Origin of the sequence: Bradyrhizobium sp. WBOS07 (assembly GCF_024585165.1) — a bacterium.
Classification (GTDB): Bacteria; Pseudomonadota; Alphaproteobacteria; order Rhizobiales; family Xanthobacteraceae; genus Bradyrhizobium; species Bradyrhizobium japonicum_B.
The window spans coordinates 23,633-41,803 of the sequence record NZ_CP029008.1 but is presented as its reverse complement, the minus strand read 5'-3'; the positions used below and the strand labels follow the sequence as shown (position 1 = coordinate 41,803).

20 protein-coding genes are annotated in these 18,171 nt (G+C 61.5%); 14 read left to right on the top strand and 6 right to left on the bottom strand.

What is annotated here, in order from left to right:
• Positions 1-38: 38 nt before the first annotated feature.
• The 8 genes from DCM79_RS00180 (at position 39) to DCM79_RS00145 (ending at position 4,992) form a co-directional block, all read left to right on the top strand.
• Positions 39-1,349: a DNA methyltransferase gene (locus DCM79_RS00180; protein ID WP_257177973.1), complete on the top strand. Its 1,311-nt coding sequence runs from the start codon at positions 39-41 to the stop codon at positions 1,347-1,349.
• Positions 1,350-1,575: 226 nt separating this feature from the next.
• Positions 1,576-1,872 (top strand): hypothetical protein, encoded by a 297-nt coding sequence (locus DCM79_RS00175; RefSeq protein ID WP_257177972.1) that lies wholly within the window; start codon positions 1,576-1,578, stop codon positions 1,870-1,872.
• Positions 1,862-2,434, top strand: a complete 573-nt coding sequence (locus DCM79_RS00170) for a type II toxin-antitoxin system VapC family toxin (RefSeq protein WP_257177971.1) — start codon at positions 1,862-1,864, stop codon at positions 2,432-2,434. Before DCM79_RS00175 ends, DCM79_RS00170 begins: the two co-directional genes overlap by 11 nt.
• A gap of 194 nt (positions 2,435-2,628) precedes the next feature.
• Complete coding sequence (locus DCM79_RS00165; RefSeq protein WP_257177970.1) at positions 2,629-2,883, top strand: type II toxin-antitoxin system VapB family antitoxin; 255 nt, start codon at positions 2,629-2,631, stop codon at positions 2,881-2,883.
• Positions 2,884-3,182: 299 nt separating this feature from the next.
• A complete protein-coding gene (locus tag DCM79_RS00160; RefSeq protein ID WP_257177969.1) occupies positions 3,183-3,602 on the top strand; it encodes a DUF5681 domain-containing protein in 420 nt (139 codons plus the stop codon).
• Between the two features lie 381 nt (positions 3,603-3,983).
• The gene (locus tag DCM79_RS00155; RefSeq protein ID WP_257177968.1) at positions 3,984-4,238 is read left to right on the top strand and encodes a plasmid stabilization protein; all 255 of its coding nucleotides are present in this window, start codon (positions 3,984-3,986) and stop codon (positions 4,236-4,238) included.
• The gene (locus DCM79_RS00150) at positions 4,235-4,657 is read left to right on the top strand and encodes a type II toxin-antitoxin system VapC family toxin (RefSeq protein ID WP_257177967.1); all 423 of its coding nucleotides are present in this window, start codon (positions 4,235-4,237) and stop codon (positions 4,655-4,657) included. Before DCM79_RS00155 ends, DCM79_RS00150 begins: the two co-directional genes overlap by 4 nt.
• A 179-nt stretch (positions 4,658-4,836) precedes the next feature.
• Positions 4,837-4,992 carry a hypothetical protein gene (locus DCM79_RS00145; protein ID WP_257177966.1) on the top strand — a complete coding sequence of 52 codons (156 nt, stop codon included), beginning with the start codon at positions 4,837-4,839 and terminating at the stop codon, positions 4,990-4,992.
• Between the two features lie 320 nt (positions 4,993-5,312).
• Here the strand turns inward: DCM79_RS00145 and DCM79_RS00140 are convergent, their stop codons facing one another.
• Entirely contained in the window at positions 5,313-5,576 is a 264-nt protein-coding gene (locus tag DCM79_RS00140) for a hypothetical protein (protein ID WP_257177965.1), read from the bottom strand.
• 584 nt (positions 5,577-6,160) lie between these two features.
• On the opposite strand from DCM79_RS00140, the gene DCM79_RS00135 reads away from it, so the two are divergent.
• Positions 6,161-6,439, top strand: coding sequence for a hypothetical protein (locus tag DCM79_RS00135; RefSeq protein ID WP_257177964.1), 279 nt, complete (start codon positions 6,161-6,163; stop codon positions 6,437-6,439).
• A gap of 41 nt (positions 6,440-6,480) precedes the next feature.
• Here DCM79_RS00135 and DCM79_RS00130 read toward each other — a convergent pair whose 3' ends face one another.
• A complete protein-coding gene (locus DCM79_RS00130) occupies positions 6,481-7,218 on the bottom strand; it encodes a metallophosphoesterase family protein (protein WP_257180913.1) in 738 nt (245 codons plus the stop codon).
• A 114-nt stretch (positions 7,219-7,332) separates the two neighbouring features.
• A complete protein-coding gene (locus DCM79_RS00125; RefSeq protein ID WP_257177963.1) occupies positions 7,333-7,584 on the bottom strand; it encodes a hypothetical protein in 252 nt (83 codons plus the stop codon).
• A gap of 214 nt (positions 7,585-7,798) precedes the next feature.
• Between DCM79_RS00125 and DCM79_RS00120 the strand changes: the two genes are divergently transcribed.
• On the top strand, positions 7,799-9,229 hold the full coding sequence (locus DCM79_RS00120) for an undecaprenyl-phosphate glucose phosphotransferase (RefSeq protein WP_306556685.1): 1,431 nt from the start codon (positions 7,799-7,801) through the stop codon (positions 9,227-9,229).
• 55 nt (positions 9,230-9,284) lie between these two features.
• On the opposite strand, the gene DCM79_RS00115 is transcribed toward DCM79_RS00120, so the two are convergent.
• The 3 genes from DCM79_RS00115 to DCM79_RS00105 all read right to left on the bottom strand — a co-directional run bounded on the left by DCM79_RS00115 (position 9,285) and on the right by DCM79_RS00105 (position 12,797).
• Positions 9,285-9,575, bottom strand: a complete 291-nt coding sequence (locus DCM79_RS00115) for a hypothetical protein (RefSeq protein WP_257177961.1) — start codon at positions 9,573-9,575, stop codon at positions 9,285-9,287.
• Positions 9,576-9,966: 391 nt separating this feature from the next.
• Entirely contained in the window at positions 9,967-12,198 is a 2,232-nt protein-coding gene (locus tag DCM79_RS00110) for a Wzz/FepE/Etk N-terminal domain-containing protein (RefSeq protein ID WP_257177960.1), read from the bottom strand.
• A gap of 32 nt (positions 12,199-12,230) precedes the next feature.
• The gene (locus DCM79_RS00105) at positions 12,231-12,797 is read right to left on the bottom strand and encodes a hypothetical protein (RefSeq protein ID WP_257177959.1); all 567 of its coding nucleotides are present in this window, start codon (positions 12,795-12,797) and stop codon (positions 12,231-12,233) included.
• Positions 12,798-13,390: 593 nt separating this feature from the next.
• Here DCM79_RS00105 and DCM79_RS00100 point away from each other — a divergent pair.
• Genes DCM79_RS00100 through DCM79_RS00085 form a run of 4 tightly spaced genes read left to right on the top strand, consistent with a single transcriptional unit; the run spans position 13,391 to position 18,151 of the window.
• Entirely contained in the window at positions 13,391-14,602 is a 1,212-nt protein-coding gene (locus DCM79_RS00100) for an acyltransferase (RefSeq protein ID WP_257177958.1), read from the top strand.
• 7 nt (positions 14,603-14,609) lie between these two features.
• Positions 14,610-15,947 carry a hypothetical protein gene (locus DCM79_RS00095; RefSeq protein ID WP_257177957.1) on the top strand — a complete coding sequence of 446 codons (1,338 nt, stop codon included), beginning with the start codon at positions 14,610-14,612 and terminating at the stop codon, positions 15,945-15,947.
• A 9-nt stretch (positions 15,948-15,956) separates the two neighbouring features.
• Positions 15,957-17,063 (top strand): acyltransferase, encoded by a 1,107-nt coding sequence (locus tag DCM79_RS00090; RefSeq protein ID WP_257177956.1) that lies wholly within the window; start codon positions 15,957-15,959, stop codon positions 17,061-17,063.
• Entirely contained in the window at positions 17,060-18,151 is a 1,092-nt protein-coding gene (locus tag DCM79_RS00085; protein ID WP_257177955.1) for an acyltransferase, read from the top strand. Before DCM79_RS00090 ends, DCM79_RS00085 begins: the two co-directional genes overlap by 4 nt.
• The last annotated feature ends 20 nt before the right edge of the window (positions 18,152-18,171 follow it).

The following is an 18,171-nucleotide window of genomic DNA, read 5'->3' as shown; positions in this document are numbered from 1 at the left end:
AATTTGTATAGTTCGGGACTATCCATCGGAGAGGTCTCATGAGTGATTTCCGCGTTGACCATTTGCCCATCGCCGAGCTGAAGCCGAACCCGGTCAACGCCAGGCGGCATTCCCGCAAGCAGCTGCATCAGATAGCGGCCTCGATCCGCGAGTTCGGCTTCAACAGCATCGTGGTGGTCGATGAGGACGCCATGATCCTGGTCGGTCATGGCCGGGTCGAGGGCGCGCGGATGGCCGGACTGGAGCGGGTGCCGGTGCTGCGGGTCGGCCATTTGACGGCCGCGCAGAAGATCGCCTTCTCGCTAGCCGACAACAAGATCGCACTGAACTCGGACTGGGACATGGACCAGCTGCGCGAGCTCTGGCGCGAGTTGATGGGTGTGGAGATCAATTTCGATGTGGAGGTAACCGGCTTTGAGACCGCCGAGATCGACCTGTTGGTCGACGGTGATGCCAAGCGCGACAAGCCTGACAAGAGCGACCTCGTTCCGGCCATGGGGGCCGAGCCGGTGTCGCGGCTCGGTGATCTCTGGGTGCTGGGGGAGCATCGCCTGCTCTGTGGGGATGCTTGCGATGCCGGCTCTTTCGCCGATGTGATGGATGGCGAACAGGCGCGCCTGGTGTTCACCGACCCTCCTTACAATGTGCCCATCGATGGACATGTCAGCGGGCTCGGCGCGGTCAAGCACCGCGAGTTCAAAATGGCCTCCGGCGAGATGAGTTCACTGGAGTTCGCGGGCTTCTTAAGGGTGGTGTTCGGCAATATGGTACAGGTGAGCGTGGATGGCGCGATCCACTTTGTGTGCATGGATTGGCGGCACATGGACGAGGTGCTGAAGGCGGCGGGCGGGGTCTATTCCGAGCTGAAGAATCTGTGCGTCTGGAACAAGAGCAACGGCGGTATGGGCTCGTTCTATCGTTCCAAGCATGAGCTGGTCTTCGTCTACAAGGTGGGGCAGGGGCCGCACGTGAACACGGTCGAGCTCGGGAAGCACGGCCGCTATCGCACCAACGTCTGGGACTATGCCGGCGCCAACAGCTTTCGGTCGGGACGCGACGCCGAGCTTGAGATGCACCCGACGGTCAAGCCCACCGCGCTTGTGATCGACGCCATCAAGGACTGCTCGCGTCGCGGCGACATCGTGCTCGACCCGTTCTCCGGATCCGGCACGACCATCATGGCCGCGCAGAAGTCCCGGAGGCGCGCGCGTGCCATCGAATTGGATCCGCTCTATGTCGACGTCGCCATTCGCCGCTGGCAGTCCTACACCGGACAGCCCGCAACCATGGCAATCACGGGCCAGACCTTTGCCGAGGTCGAGCAGCGCCGTACCGACCCTTTGCAGTAGGACGGACCGAGGAAATCGCGACTTCTCGGGTCGAGCGGTCAAGGCTTTGGCGGACTTTGGAAGCGACGTGGATGTAACATTGCGCGCCGGGGCGGGTCGAGCCCGGTTGATGCTATAGCCGTGAGCCCGTGGGGGGCGGTGGGCGGGCCGCCGAGCGCAACGCCTCGTTTCCGGCCTTGCGATCGTGTTGAACAATTGCTATATTTTGTTCAACGTTGGAGGCGCCATGGTAGTGCGGACCCACACCTCGACAGAGACTGAGGAGCAGATTGCCCTCAATCGCAATCGGCTCGTGCTTGAGCAGGCGCGCGCCGTCGGGCTGCTCGGTGAGGCCAAGGACACGCGCTTGTCCGGCCGCGTGCCGGCAGGCCTGATCGAAGCGGCAAAGAAGCGAGCTCACGTATCTTCCGACACCGAACTTCTAGAGCTCGCCCTATCGCGTTTGGCGCTCGAAGACGATTTCGGCGCGCGTCTTATCCGGCGCAAGGGAAGCATCCCGGCAGATATCGATCTTGCCATTTGATCTCCAGGGAACGTTGCGAAGGCTGAAGCCGCACAAGCGTTTGAAGCGGATAACGCGACGGCCAGATTCCGACCTTGCCTGGGCGTCCGGCGAACCGCTCATCGGCGGCGCGCTCATGCTCGATACCAGCGTCTATCTCGACGTCTTGCAGGCACGCACCCCGGCCGCTGTCGATGAATTGCTGACATATCGTGTGTGCCACCACTCGGCCGTCTGCCTTGCTGAACTCACGCATGTGTTCGGGCGGCTCGATCCGGCTCACCCTGCAACGGGTGGGGTTCTGCAAACGATACGGGGTGTGATTGAAGACATTCCGCCGCATCGGTTGCAAGCTCCTGACATTGCGATGTGGGGCGAAGCGGGAATGCTTGCGGGCGAGCTCGCTCGCCTCAGCGGAGCGCCGAAGGGTGCTGGTCATGAGCGGAAATACCTCAACGATGCGCTCATCCACCTTCAGGCGCGGAGCATCGGTGCCAGCGTATTGACAGGGAATGTCGGCGACTTCGACTTCCTGAACCAACTTGTTCCGAGCGTTCCAATTGTTCTGTATCGGCAGACGTAACCATGCCCCTATCGCCCCATATGCTCGCGGTCCGCAGGCCCTCTGGACAACAAGGTATCAGAAGCATGTGGGTTCTCGGCAGAGAGGCATGGAATGGATAGAGAGGCCGCTATGGCTTTGCTGGCTGCTAAGCGCCGCGCCGAGGCCGGCGGCAGCCACCATCATTGCGCCTGTATGGCGGCGGGAGGTTCGAAATGAGCTTACATATTAAGAGACCGGAAGCGCGCGAATTGGCGGCCGAGCTGGCGCGGCTGACCGGGGAGTCGCTCACCGTTGCGGTCGTTATTGCTGTTCGCGAGCGGCTAGATCGGGTCCGCCGCGAGCAAGGAGAAAGTCTTGCGGACCGTCTGCTGACGATCGGCCAGGACTGCGCAACGCGCTTGAAGGGGCCGCACGGCTCTGCCGATCACGGCGATCTGCTCTACGACGAGCGCGGACTGCCGCGATGATGATCGATGCCTCTGGGTCCATTGCATCCTGCATGATGAGGCGAGCACGCTCGCTAATTCAGCGCCGCCTTTGCTTGCTCGAAAGCACGAATTGCGATAGAAACATCTCGCCTCGTACGAGAGCCGGGTTGAGTCCTTTTGGGACTTTGCGTGATGCATAAACCCGGCATGTAGTGCGTAGATGATGGCGTGACGCCTGATGGGTCCGAATCTCTGCTTGCAGGGATTTGGTTGAACCCGGAGGCCACGCCACTTTCATTTGGGTGACCTCCTTGAATCCATTTTCGAGGAGTAGAGTTATGAACCGCAATTCAAAGGGACAGTTTCCAAAGGGCACGTCTGGCAATCCGCGGGGACGCCCGCGGAAGCAGCCGCACCCCATCTGCGACGATCAGGTTCGCCGCGACTTCTTCGAAGCCGACGAGACATTGGTCCCAATTGTTATAGGCAATAAGCGCGAGATGGTTCCTGCGCGTGTCGCAATAGACAAGCAGCTGATCTTTAAGGCGGTGTCAGGCGATCCGCGTGCCATGGCCCAGTACTATAAGCGCAAGGATCGGTTCGTCTTCGAATACGTCAATCAGCAGCTCGAGAACCTGCGTGTCATTGTCGAGAGCGAAGACCGCTTACGCCAGTTTCCGGAAGACGTAACAGATGAATTTAAGAAGGCGCTGAGGTTGCTAAAGCAGAGCATAGATAAGCATTATTACCCCCTCTAGCCGGACCTGACGCTTCAGTCACTTTTTAGGCTGACAACAAGAGGAGTGCACCGTTGCACTCCTCTTTTGAGTAGAAGGACCACCTTTTGCTATCGAATTCGTATCATCTCAGATGTTCGGGGCAACGAAGCTCGCCGAACAAGCTTGAGGGTGAAGCCAAAAGGGGCATTGCAGCGAGAAATCGAAGCCGCCGAACCGTATAAAGGCGAGGCCAGACCTGAGCCGGGAGAACGCAAGCCCGACGACCTATACTTTCCCACCGCCCGATTCCTTGGCTGGAGGTTCTTGCGTCGCGCTTGCTGCAACATCATCCTCCTTGAACAAATGATATCAAGTAGAGTATTTTGATATCAACGCAATCAATTTTAGGAAGGCGCCATCATGGCGGCCGTCACCATTCGAAACCTCTCCGAGGAGGCACACCGCGCCCTGAAAGTCCGCGCTGCGCAGCATAATCGCAGCGCCGAGGCGGAAATGCGCGCCATTCTGGAGGCCGCCGTGCGTCCCGAGGGCCGGCTTCGCCTCGGCACCGCCCTTTCGGAGATGAGCCGGAAGATCGGTCTCACCAATGCCGATGTCGAGGCACTTGAACATGGCCGCGACGCGCGTGCCGCCGAGCCGATGCGGTTTGAATGATTCTCCTCAACACCAACGTGGTCTCCGAGGCAATGAAGCCCGAACCTCATCCATCGGTCCGCGACTGGCTCGACGCCCAGGCAGCAGAGACCGTGTTTCTCTCCAGCGTCAGCATCGCCGAGCTGCTATTCGGCATCGGCGCGCTGCCGCGCGGTAAGCGCAAGGACAGGCTGGCAGCAGCACTCGATGGCGCATTGGAGCTATTCTCGGCCCGCATCCTCCCGTTCGATACCGCCGCGGCACGGCGCTATGCCGATCTCGCCGTCAGGGCGCGCGCAGCCGGACGAGGATTCCCCACGCCCGACGGCTACATCGCCGCCATCGCCGCCGCCCATGGGTACGCCGTGGCAACGCGCGATACGAGTGCGTTCAGTGCTGCCGGTCTGACAATCATCGATCCCTGGAAGGTGGTCCGCTGAGAGGACGTATCGATCGAGCGCAGCAACCGGAATGGCAGAAGCCAGCGGTTTCACCGAAGCCTTGTTCGCGCGCGATAGTCTTAGAACCTCCGTCTGCGTCCCGTAGAAACGACATGAGGTGCTCGACAGGAGGCGAGCCCGCTCGTGCCGGAGACGGAAGCGCGCATACGAGCACCGCGATGGCGCGCATCATTGGCTGTCAGCTTGGACGACAATCCTTGAGCGGCAGTTCCTTTCTTTTCGGTCTGAGCTCGTCATCGTCAGAATCCGCTAATACTTTCTTCCACAAGCTGCTGTTTCGGTTCGGGCAGATCGTCGTGCTCATCGCAACCTGATGAGGCCCTGCTAGAGCCCTGTAACAGCCCTGATCGCGCCCTGTTCTTTGTCCTGTTTCACTGCGCGGCCGCGCATGGCCTCGCCATGTAAGTCGCTCAAAAGGCGTCGCTTCTGCCGCCCATCGGCAGTACAGGGCTGCTATCCGGTTTTGTTATCAGGCCTATCAGGGGCGTGGCCGGGATCGAGATTCGTAAGCCGCCTCGCTACTCGGCCGATCGGTAGCGTCTCGGTTCAAAGAAAAACCGCCGCTACCGTTGGCCGGCGCGACGGTTGATGGTTTTGGGATGGGTCGGAATCGGGGTCAGTCAGCGCCCCGCACTCACCGCACGTACCAATATCCCCACCAGCGGTGGGACACCGGCCGCGCCTGCGCCTTCAGGGCGGCGACTTCCTCGACCGGGCGAAGCTGGGGACCATAGATCGCGGGCGGGTAGACGTCATCCCACAGCACGACGCCGCCCTGCACGGCGGCGGCCCGGTGTGACGGCGCCAGCGCGAGTTCGGCGGCCGGTGCAACCGAGACGGTCACGGCGAGGCCAAGAGCGGCCAGGGCAATCGATGGAATAAAGGCGCGGACGTTCATTGGATTGAATCCCTCGTAAATGCGATGCGAAATAATGCGACGGGTTCCGGACGGTTGCAAGGGCGCGGGCCGGCCGGTCGGCCGAAATTTCCGGTTCGCGGCAAGCCGCGGCAGCCCTGCCCGACGGCAAGTGTGTTGGAGAGGCCGGCCCTGCGAGGACGTCTCTCTATATAGAGTGCATCTCATGGAGTGATCTTGGTCGTTGCGATCGATGCGCGCGAGAGAAGCGCCGCGTGCACGCCGGAGGTCAGGCATGAACAATCTTTCGGCGGCCGGCGAGCGGCAGGAATCATGATGTCGACACAGTGCTCGCTCTTGATAAGTCCTCGGACTATCCAGGGCGACTCCCATGACTTCTGCATTCGTCTCCACTTTCATCTTCAGTGCCGGACTCATCTCGGGATACGCGTTGCGTGCTTGGCGCGTCCAGCGAAGTCCTGCGAGATCATCCCGTGGCGCCGCGCGCCGAACAGACGGTGCAACTCCCACTTCAACGTTCGGCCACGCCCGGCGAGCCTTTTAGGGCCGCGTCCGATGCGCCGGCAGGACGCGGGATCTCACTGATACGAATGGGGCATGGCGAGATGAGCGAGCCGAAGAGGGACGCGCCCCGGCGCTACATCGTGGATGGCGCGGGACAACGCGTGCTCGTCGGCCTGACGATCTCGGAGACGGCCGAGTTCGAAGCCCTCGATAATCCAAGCGCCCGCCTTGGCGCCGACTTCCTTGTCGAAGCGCGTCGTGTCCGTCAGGCCGGGCATGGCGAGCGTTGGCTGGAGCTCTACGTCAAGCACGAGCGGGCCTGGAACGATTGGATGGCCAGAACGCGCGCGCGGCTGGAGAAGCCCGGCCTGCTCAACTAGTCGCAGCGCGCTTCACCTGTAGCGGGCAAGTCCCCGTCACCTCACACCGCGAGCATGCGGCTGCCCTGGATACTCATCAGGGTCAGGTTGCCGGTCGCATAGGCGCCGGTGTCGATGTTGACCCGGTTCGCCAGGAATTCGGCGCTGCGGACCGGCGTGTGACCATGCACGATATATTTGCCGAACTGCTGCTCGCTGCGCAGGAATTCTTCGCGGATCCAGAGCAGATCGCGCTCGGCCTGCTCGGCCAATGGAACGCCCGGGCGAACGCCGGCGTGGACGAAGAAGAAGTCCCCGCAGCTGAAGCTCAGCCGCAGATTGTCGAGGAACTCCAGATGCTCGGTGGGCATTGCCCGGATCAGATCGCGCATGATCGATGCGGGCTCGTCGCGCTTCAGGTCCGGCGGGGGGAGCCCGTAGGACATCAACGTCTGGGCGCCGCCCACGGCAATCCAATCCTCGAACAGGGAAGGATCCTCAAACACGCTGACCAGGAACGCCTCGTGGTTTCCCTTGAGGAAGACCGCGTTTCCACGACGGCTCCGTTCGACCAGGACATCGAGCGTGGCGCGCGTATCCGGGCCGCGATCGATGTAATCGCCCATGAAGACCTCGACCGCATAGCGCGGCCGGCTGCGGGCGACGTCGGCGTCGATCACGCGCAACATGGGCTGAAGCAGATGCGCGCATCCGTGAATATCCGAGATCGCATAGATTCGGACTCCCTCCGGCAATTGCGGTTTGGGAACGGGCGGACGTGGTCGGGCGAGAGATATCATGGCGCTCAATCGATCGGGTGGTCGAAAAACTTCCCCAAGTCGCCGGCACCCAGGAGCTTCCATCCAACGAACAGCGTGCATTCGGCGAGGGAGCGTCCCTGTTCTCCGGCTCGATCACGCCAAAAGAAGGGCGCGGCAGTTTTTGCCGACCGCCGATGCGGGCAACGCGAATGATCGCTCGGCCGGAATTGCATGCCTGAATCGAAATTCCAGGCGCACGCCCAGATAGAAGTCCGTCAAAATTCTCGCGGGCTGCCCGGCGCAGCCTTCATCGAGCAATTGCGTCGCCTGAAAGATGGGCGGCGAGACGCACGCGCAACGATCAGCTACCGCGCCGGATGTGGAACTTGATTCAAAATAGGGCAACGCGTTCGCTCCTATGTCATCAGTGTGACGACATTTTCAGCGCAACGAATTTCGCCGCGCATTTCAACGCGCCACACAATGCTTGCGCCGCAAAAGTTTTGCGTGCAGCGCCACAATGTCGCTGCGATCAACCAACACTTTCCGTGCGGGGAAGTGACGAGTCTTCAGCATCACGATGAGCGTCAGGCACTCTCTACGATAAGCAGAGGTTCGAATGGCTGTTGCAACTTATGGTTCTGAAAACGCTCACACGCTGTCGTCGACGCGCGGTGGATCTCTTCAGAGGCCATTTCAGATCGTCGTCATGGCGGCTGACTTTCTGCTGATCTTGTTGAGCTATGCCGCCGGGGCTTCGTTGTACGGCGCAGCCGTCGCGTCGCCCAATGACGGCGCTTCGGTGGGAGCAGGGTTGTTTGTCGGCGTGGTGTTCGTCGCGGTCGCCTATTTCCGGGACGTCTATGCCACCCACCGTCTGCTCAACGTCGTCTGGCAGCTTCGGAAGGCGGTGATGATCTGGCTGATGTCGCTGACGATCCTTGCCGTTGCGGCCTTCCTGCTGAAATCGACGGACAATCTGTCGCGCGGCACCGTCATCGTGTTTGCTGTGATCGGCGGGCTCGGCCTGATCAGCCTCCGCTTCGTCTGGCAGGCGGTGTTCGGCACCAGCTTTGCGCGAAGCCGGCTGGTCGACCGCAAGGTGATCCTGCTCAGCCTCAAGCCGCTCGACTTCACGTCGAGCCGCTTCAAGGACCTGCGGAGGAATGGCTTCGACGTGATGCGCCATTTCGTGCTCGGAGCCGATCGGGACGACGGCCACTGGGAGCGCCAGATCCGTGACGTGATCCGTCAGTCGCGTTCGGCCGACGTCGACGAATATCTGCTGGCGATCGACTGGAACGAATTGCCGATGCTTCGCAAGCTGGGGCCGTATTTGCGCGCGGTCCCACAGCCCATACGCCTGCTGCCGGACGACCCGGTCGCTGATCTCGTGACCCGTCCCTTCCTGCCCGTCAGTGGAACCGTCGCGGTCGAAATCCAGCGGCCGCCTCTCACCATTCTGGAGCGGCTGCAGAAGCGCTGCCTCGACATCGGCGTGGCCGTGTTCGCGCTGGTGATGCTGACCCCGTTGCTGCTGACCGTTGCCGTGCTGATCAAGCTGGACTCCCCCGGGAACGTCATATTCCGGCAGTCGCGCCGCGGCTTCAACGGCAGGCCGTTCGAGATCTGGAAGTTCCGAACCATGACCGTTTGCGAGAACGGCGAGACCATCGCCCAGGCGACCAAGCGGGATGCCCGGGTCACCAAGATCGGGCGCTTCCTGCGCATGACGAGCATCGACGAACTGCCGCAGCTCTGGAACGTGCTGCGCGGGGATATGTCATTGGTCGGGCCGCGACCGCATGCGCTGGCCCACGACAATTATTACGACGAGCTGATCAGCAAGTACGTCTACCGGCACCACATGAAGCCGGGATTGACGGGCTGGGCCCAGGTGAACGGGTTCAGAGGGGAGACGCCGACGATCGATCTGATGGAAAAGCGGGTCGAGTACGACGTCTGGTACGTCAGCAACTGGAGCATCTGGCTCGACCTGAAGATCATGGCCCGCACGGCGTCCGCGGTGATGTTCCAGGAAGCCTACTGACGGCTCAAATGGCCCAATGATCTACCCGATGATCTGAAGCGGCAGGCGCCGGAACTCAGGTTCCGTCTCGCGTCGACCTGCCGAAGAGCCGCATAATCGCATCCCGCAAGGCGAGCAGCGGCGGCACCAGCACGAAGAAAGCCCCCATCGCAACGGAGACGATGACATGGCGGATCGAGAACGGTTCGTCCTGCTCGATCTCCCGCCGGCTCGGATCGATTGGCGCGGGTGAGAGCGTCGGCGCCGCCATCGGCTGCCGACGCGCTTTGCGTGGAGGAACCACGATCAACACGAACAGGATGTTGAGCAGCACCCAAATAGTCAAAATCGTGAGGACGATCAGCATTCCGAGCCCGCCGGAAAGGAACTACAAATATGAGCCGAGATTAGCCCCAGGGAGCCCGGAAAGAAAGGTGCCCAAAGTTTCGGCATTTGAGGCGTCGAAGACCGAATTGTCGCGTCTTATCGATGAACGTTGGCCAATTGACGCACTGTCCTAGCCGTCGCGGTCTTCGTCAATCCTTGCTTTTGGCTAGAGCAATAACTGCAAGTTGTGGATTCCGGACGAATACGGGGCCGGGGCAGGTCCGGGTCGGCTTGGCGCAAGCTCCGGTCTCGCAGGCGAAGGCGCGCGCGATCGCCTTCATCCAACAATTCCGCAAAGCACGAAAAAGGCCCGCTGCCAAATGGCAACGGGCCCGCGGTGGTTCCAGGTCGGCTGGGCGCGGCGCCTCTGCCTAGGTATGCTCGACGTAGTAGCTGTTGTGGTGCTTTCCCTTGTACGCCTCGATGCGCTTGAGCATCTTCGGGTTGGCGCGGTTGAGCACGGCACCGAGCAGTTTCTTCTGGAGGACTTCCGATCCGGAGACCGACTCCTGTAGGGCGCTTCGTGTCGTCTGCCCCCATTCGATCACGTAGACCATGGCGTCGATCAGGAGGCTGACGGCCTTCGAGTCCGCAACCGGCATCACCGGGGCAAGGTCGATCACGATGTACTCGTAGTGCTCTCTCAGCACCTTGAGCAGCTCGGCCATCGCCTTCGATCCAATGACGTCGGCCGAATTGACCATGCGGGACGCGACGACGGAGGGCAGGAAATCCAGGCCCGTCTCCTTGCTTCGCTGCACATGGTAGCCGAGGCTCGCCGGATCGCTGAGAGCCTCCACCAGTCCGCTCTGGGCGTTGGGGGCAAGCTCTCGGGTCAGCGAGCGCGTGTGCAGATCGCCGTCGATCAGGACGGTGCGATGTCCGGTGAGGGCAATCAACTGGGCGAAGTTGGCCGCCACAGTCGTTTTTCCTTCCTTAGGCAGGGAAGACACGATGCCGATCACCTTGATCTCGCGGGTCAGTCGCGCAACGTCGATCGACACCTTGATGTTGCGCAACGTCTCGGCAAACCGCGAGAACGGATGATCGACGACGTAGCGGGACAGATCGGCCGAACTTGTCTTGGCCGACGTCGAAAGCAACGCGCCGGTCGCCGTCGGCGGACGAATGTCGGGCAGGACCCCGAGGCACTTGACGCCGAGCTCGTCCTCGACCTCGGCGGGGGTTCGCAAGACGTCGCTGAGCAGTTCGCGCCCGAATGCGACACCGAAGCCGAGGCAGAGGCCGCCGACCAGGCCTCCCACCAGCGCCAGCATCGTGCGCGGCGAGCTCTTGCGTTCGGGCTTGGTGGCGGTACTGATCAGGCGGGCCTCGCTGAGCGGAAAGCTCTGATTCTGCGTCGCGCTTTGCAGCTTCTCGAGGAAATTGTTGTAGAGGTTGCGGTAGGTGTCCGCGGCGCTCTCGAGGTCGCGCAGCTTGACCGCGGCCTGGCCGGTATCGCCAGCCTGGGCGACGAGCTCCTTGACGTTTTTCTCGAGCGAGGCTTCGCGGCTCTTTGCGATCTCATAGTCGCTGCGATAGGCGTCCCCGATCCGACGCAGCTCGTCGGCGATGTTCTTGCGCAGCTCCTCCATCTTGTTGGCCAGATTGACCGCCGCAAGATGTTGCTTGCCATAGCGTCTCGACCAGTCGGCGTACTGGGCCTGGAGATCCAGATATTGCGCGCGCAGGCGGGTGATGACGGAGTTGTTGAGAGCGTCGGTCACCGTCGATTGTGCGACGTCCTGGTCTGAAATCGCGGTGATCCGGTCGAGCCGGGCCTTGGCTTCGGCCGTCGACGCCCGCGCCTGAACCAGCTGGGTATTGAGGTCCGACAATTGCTGCTCGGACATCAGGCCGCGGCTGGTTCCGACGATATTGTTTTCGGCCTTGAAGGTCTGCACGGCACGGTCGCTGGCGGTTGCCTGCTCGCTCAGCTCGATGCTGCGCTGCTGAAGCCATTCGGTTGCCCGCTTGGTGGACTGATATTTGGCTTCCAGCGCGCCAACGAGGTAGGCATTGGCGATGGCGTTGACGATCTTGGCGGCCTTGTCGGGGCTCCGCGAGCGATAATTCAACGACAAGACATACGTGGTCAGGACGCGCTCGGTTCTCAGGCTCTTTTGAACCGTCTCGACCACGGCATGTTCGAGCCGCTCCTGGGATGGCGGCTCGCGGGAGCCGAACGGCGACATGACCTTGCCGAGGACGATGGACAGCAGGCCCGGACTGGAGCCATTGAACTCCGGATCCTCCGTCAGCTTCAGGCGACGGACGACCGAGAGGATCAGGTCGTCCGAATTGATGACCTCGACCTGGCTGTCGACGTAGCCGGTGTCGATGAGCGCGCTGCTGGCGTTGCTGTCCTTGTCCAGCACCTGTGCCTGACGCGTGTCCATCATGATCCGGGCATTCGCCGTGTACATCGGTTGCGCCAGCGCCAGATAGACTATCACCAGGGCCAGCGAAGCTCCGGTGCAGGCCGCGATGACCGGCCATTGCCGGCGCAGGACGTCCGTGACACGCTCGAAGCTGAGGACCGCTCCGCCGAATTCGATGCCGAATCGGTGTCCCGACTGGAAATGTTCTCTGGGTTGGTACATTGGTTTGCTTCGCTGCCTCTGACGGTCGCTGATCAGTTCGGAAGGGGGACGGGTTTGAAGGGATTGGCCAGCTTGGTCTTCCATTCGCCGTCGAGCAGCGCCCCGCCCCGGGGCGGTGGCGTCGAACTCTTGGCTTGCGACTGAATCTGGATGCCAGAGGCGTCGTCTCCCGCGGCGGAATAACCTGCTTGCACGTTGAGATCACCGATCCGCTGCACGAAATCCCTGATCTTGCGTGCAGCCTCCGGCTTCGTCGACGTGCACCTCCCTTCGGCAATGCGCAGTGCGGCACCGATGGAGGAGCGGTCGGCCGAGGCCGATGAAGAGATCAGCGTCTGCACCGACGGCAACACCGACGGATTCGTGGCGAGATAGGTCGCGAGCTGAAATCTCAGCTTCTCCTTGTCATTGCGCAGCCGCTCCAGAAGCGAGGACGGTGACTTGACGAAGGTGTCGAGTTCCAGTTGCGAGGCACGGCCCGAAAATTCGACGCACTGAGCGCGGCAAGCATCGACGCTCGAGACAATCAGCGCAGAACCTATCAAGACGGTCGATAGCCATCGCGGTTGTGCATGACGACGTGTTAGTCCGCGGCCCATCCGTGTTCCTTGCTTGTGTTGCAATGAGAGAACAGGCGAAACCTGTCAGATAACTGTGTCATCTTTTTGTGCGGCGCAAAAGCTGACGCACGATCGTCGATGACGAACAGATGCTCTGCGACTTTGCACCGGTTGCAAAGACACGGATTACAATGCCTGCGAGATCGGCATGTCGCGCTCACGAATGTTGCAACTTGAAAACATATCGGGCACTCGCTGACCCGCGTGTCGCAGAACCGACACAAGTCGCGCCGCGTTTCATTTGTTCCCGGTGCGGAGAAAAATTTTCGCAGCGATAACTCACGCCAGAAATTCCATTCGTGCGCCAGGCTTCCATCGCAACACCGCCGAATTTCGCGCACACTTTGTACGCAAATGCTCGCAATGATCCCGGCCGAATTGATTTGCGCGCCGATGCGCGGCGGTCTCAAACAAAAAGTGGCGTGAACTTGGCGCTCGCATGTCCGGATGAACTGCGAGCGTTGAAATTATCGTCGACCGTCATGCGCCGAATGCGAGTCCGCGATCGCAGAGATTGAACGCGCGCGAGTCCTGATACACAGTACTGCGGTGCAATAGCTGGGAATGTTGATGTGACGGAGTTGGTTCATCGTGAGAAGGCGCATGTCCTGCCGCTCGACAGCATCCGGGGCATCGCCGCGACGTCGGTGGTGATTCACCATTTGCTGCTGATGCCGACGTTCCTCGCGGCGTTCCCGCACAATGCGTGGATCAACTGCTCGTTCTTCCGAAGCTCCTGGCTGCTGGTCGATCTCTTCTTCGTTCTCAGCGGCATCGTCATGGCGCTCAGCTACGTCGAGAGCGAGTTCGGACGCTTCTCGCTGCGCGAGTTCATGGTGCGGCGCCTGGCGAGGGTCTATCCGCTGCACATCGTCATGCTGATGGCGAATCTGTTGTTTCGCCTCCTGCGTATCAGCCTGGTCATGGCGGGCGTCATCGTGGCCGCGCCCGCGGCCTTCGAAGTGAACAATGCCTATTCCTTCGGTCTCAACGTCCTGCTGCTGCATTCGATGGGCTTGATCGACTATCTCAGCTGGAACGCGCCCAGCTGGAGCATCAGCGTCGAATTCTACACCTATCTGGTGTTCGGCCTGGTCGTCCTCTTTGCCCAGCGCCTGCGTTCTCTGTTGTTGTTCTACGTCCTCTGCGGCGCGCTGGCGGTCGGAAGCCTGGTCTTCATCATCTTCGTGCTCGACAAGAGGAGCCTCGGGCTCCAGACCGACTTCGGCATCCTGCGCTGCTTCGTCAGCTTCTTTCTGGGCGTGCTTACGGTCAGGATCGTCGATCGCCTGCCGGCCAGGCCGGGCCCCGCGGTCCAGGGCGCGCTGCAATTCGCCGCCATGACGGCCAGCGTCGTGCTGGTGTCCCTGGCGGAGACCAGTCCTGCATCGACCTTCCTCGCGCCCGTGACGTTCGCGGTGTTCCTCGGCAGCCTGCTGGCCTTTCCGGATGCGCTGCTGGTGCCGCGGATGCTGGTGGCCAAGCCGCTGGTCTGGCTCGGGAAACGTTCCTACTCGATCTATATGGTGCACGCGCTCGTGGTGCTGCTCGCCGAATATTTCGTGCGGGCCGTGGGGGCAGGGCGGATCGCCGCGCTGGATTCGGTCTGGGCAGGCCTGCCGGCGACGTTGAATCTCGTGGTCTCGCTGGCCGCGGTTCTGGCGGTGTCGCACTTCACTTATCTCTACATCGAGAGTCCCGGCGGCAAGTTGATGCGGAATGCGCTCGGAAGCCGTCGGGATTTCGCGGGGGCTCCCGCGCGCTCGGCGCGGCTGACGAACTGAGCCGCACATGACGATGCTCGCGCTGCAGCAGCCCAGAATGACGCTGATCAGCCTCAACATCGAGGCGATCGCGCTCGGCGCCTATCTGGTCCGCGACGCTTTTGGCGGCGTGATCCGCTATTACACCAGCATCTATCACATGAACGCGCTCTGGTACGTGCCCGACGCCATTGCGATTCTGTGCCTGATCCAGTTCTTCGTGCATTGCATCTTGCGCAATCGCAGTACCCTGGCCCTCCTGGTGTTGGTGCAGATCATGCTGTCGCTCGTGCTCGGCTATTTCATGCTGGGTACGGTCAACGCAGCCGTCTCGTCGTTCAAGATGATGCTGCCGGTGTTCGTCGGATTCTGCTTCTGCGACTCGAGCCTCGGCTCATACAAGAAGCTCCTGTCGGTCATCGCCGTGACCTTCTACCTGTCGGTGATCGGCGTTTTCCTGACCAAATTCTACCTGATGCCCTGGGTGGGCTACAAATACGAGTCTTTCGGCGCAGTGCGCGAGGCCGGCCGATTGTGGTGGGCCTATGGCGGCGACGACCAGCGCCTCATGGGCTTTGCGGCCGACAACACCATGGCGGCCTTTTTCATCCTGGTGTCGTTCGCGATCACGTCGATTCGCATGAGCACCACCTGGTGTCTCCTGCTCGGTTCCATCGCGATCTATGCCACAAAGCTGACCACCAGCAAGACGACCATGATCGTCCTCGTGCTCTACTTGATCCTGCTGGTGGTGGTGCGGATGCTGCCGGAGAGATCGCGCTTTCCCGCGATCCGGACCATCGCGCTGTGGTCGTATGCTTCGATCTTCGTGCCGTTCTTCATGATCGTGTTCGCTTCGGGGACCGCGGCGGTGCCGCATTCGACCCTCTTCAGCATCCTCGATCGCATCAACAACAGCTGGCAGAAGCCGTTCATCTACCTGACCCAGCTCATGCCGGTCGGCCTGGTGACCGGTTGCGGCGCGGGCTGCTTCAACTATCCGCAGCAGCTGTTCTCGCCGCTCGCGGCTTATTGGGTGCCCGTCGATAATTTCTACATCGGGACCTACCTGATGTTCGGCCTGCCCTTTGTCGCGTTCATGGTGATGGTGTTCCGGGCAACGTTTGGAGCGACAGACGTGTACAAGTTGACGCTGATCTTCATCGTCAACCTGTTCACGATCACGGTGCTGAACTACGGCCCGGCATCCGGTCTCCTGATCATCGCATTGAGTTTCAGCGAGGTATTTTCGCGGCGCGCGGCCTCCGCACGGGCGGGCGACACCGTGCCAATCGTCATGAAGCCGCCGCTGCCGCCATTGGAAGGCTTCCGCCCGGACATGCCGGCGGCGAGCGGAAGCAGGTGAGAACGAACGATGCATAAACGGCTCGCATTCATCGACACGCTGCGCGGCATTGCCGTGTTGGCGGTCCTGGTCCAGCACGTGTTCGAGGTGATCGTCGAAAAGCATCCGACGGGCGCCTATTACTGGCCCATCCACGACGTGTTTGGCTACTACATGAACTTCGGCCGGTTCGGCGTGGTGCTGTTCTTTTTCGTCAGCGGCTTCGTCATTCCGTTCAGCTTTCCCGACAGCGCCACGCCGGTGCGGGATTTCTCGATCAGCCGCTTCTTCCGGCTCTATCCTGCCTATTGGACCTCGCTCGTCATCGGGCTGGTGACGATGTATCTGCTGGACTCCAAGGTCTATCCGCTCGGGCAGGTCGCCACGAACGTGACGATGCTGCAGACCTTCGTGAATGTCCCGAACCTCTGGGTGTTCTATTGGACCCTGGCGATCGAGCTGCTGTTCTACGTCGGATGCACCATTCTGTTCGCGATGGGACTGCTGAATCAGCGCTTCACGGCGGTGGCGATCGTGGTTGGGGCCGCGCTGGTCGGAACCACCGCTGCGCTCTTCGTCGAGAGCAGGATGGTCTCCTCGGTGATGGAGGTCGGGTTGAACCTGTCGGCGATGTTCCTGGGCAAGATCATTCGCGACACCGTCATCGGCGGGAAGCTGCGATGGAGCCACGTGGCCGTCTGCACGCTGCTGTATGCGATCTTCGCCGTCACCCTGTCCGACCGGCGGTTCGGCGGCGTGTATCACGAGAATTTCTTCTACAGCTATTCGATCGGAGCGGCCTATGTCTGCGCGGCGCTGGTCTTCATCGGATTTGCCGTGTTCGGCGAGCGAATGGCGTGGCGTCCGATGGCCTTTGTCGGCGTGATCAGCTACTCGGTCTACCTGATGTCGCCGTTCGTGATCGTCTTCGTCCACCGCCTCGTCTGGTTCGGCGACGGGCCGCTCGGATGGTCGCTGTTCCTGCTGCTGACCCTGGCGCTGTCGCTTGCCGTCAGCTGGATGACGTTCTCGTTCGTCGAGAAGCCCAGTATTGCCTATGGACTTCGGTTCCGCTCGGCGCGCCGAAAGAGGGTGGTCATCGAGCCTGCGCTCAGCACCCAAGGGGCCGCAGAGTGACGAGGATTCCGCACCAGGCGGGCCCGGCCTATGACGGATCGTTCGTCCCGTCGGTCCAGGGACTGCGCGGCATTGCGGCGCTGAGCGTGCTGATGGATCATTTCTACGACATGCCGAAGGGCGGCATGTACGACATCCCGAATCCCGGATTCCTGCCGCCGCTCTGGGCCTGGCTGCAATCGGTGATCAATGTCGGCGGGCACGGTGTCGAGCTGTTCTTCATGATCAGCGGCTTTCTGATCCCGGCGAGCCTGGTCCGGCATGGGTCGCTGCCGCGGTTCTTCTTCGATCGCGTCCTGCGCATCATGCCGGTGTTCGTCGTCCTGCATCTCGCACTGTTCGCGATAGGTCCGATCGTCGCCTACAAGTTCTTCCGTGGCATCGATCTGCCGAGCTATCTCGCCATCTTCACCGCCAACCTGTTCTTCGTGCAGGATGCGCTCGGCCTGCCCATTGCCCAGCAGAATGCCTGGACGCTGACCTACGAATGGGCATTCTACATCTGGTTCGCGCTGACATTCTCCATGTGGCGCAGCGGCGGCAGGCTGCTGACGGCGCCCCTGATCCTGCTCGGCATCGCTTGTCTGCTGCGTTGGCCGATCACGGCCTTCTTCTGCATCGGCATGCTGTTCAGCGCCACCGGCTTTCGTATCTCGATTCCGGGGCGTCTCGGCTTGATCGCGGGGCTTGCTTGCGGAGCAGCGATGTTTGCGAGCCTGGTGCTGTTTCACCCGTTCGTGGGGCTGCTGCCCGGCTTCCTGCTGTTCGGCATGGCGCTTGCCCCGGAGTCGGGCCTCGGCAAGGCCCTGAGCGCGCCGGCCCTGCAATATGTCGGCAAGATCAGCTACAGCCTTTATCTCGTGCATCCCTTCGTGCTGTTCCCCTTGCAGGTGATCGGCCTGAAGCTGGTTGCCGTCGGCGTCGATCGCTGGCTGCTGTGGGCTGCCTTCATCGCGCTCGGGCTGGTGTTGTCGTTGGTCGCGAGCGTGATCAGCTATGAGCTGATCGAGGTGAGGCTGAGGCGCCAGCTGGACGGGGCGATCCGCGGCATGTTCTTTCGGCCGCTGAAGGTCGGGCAATCGGCTTGAGCACCGCGTGCCCGCCGCGG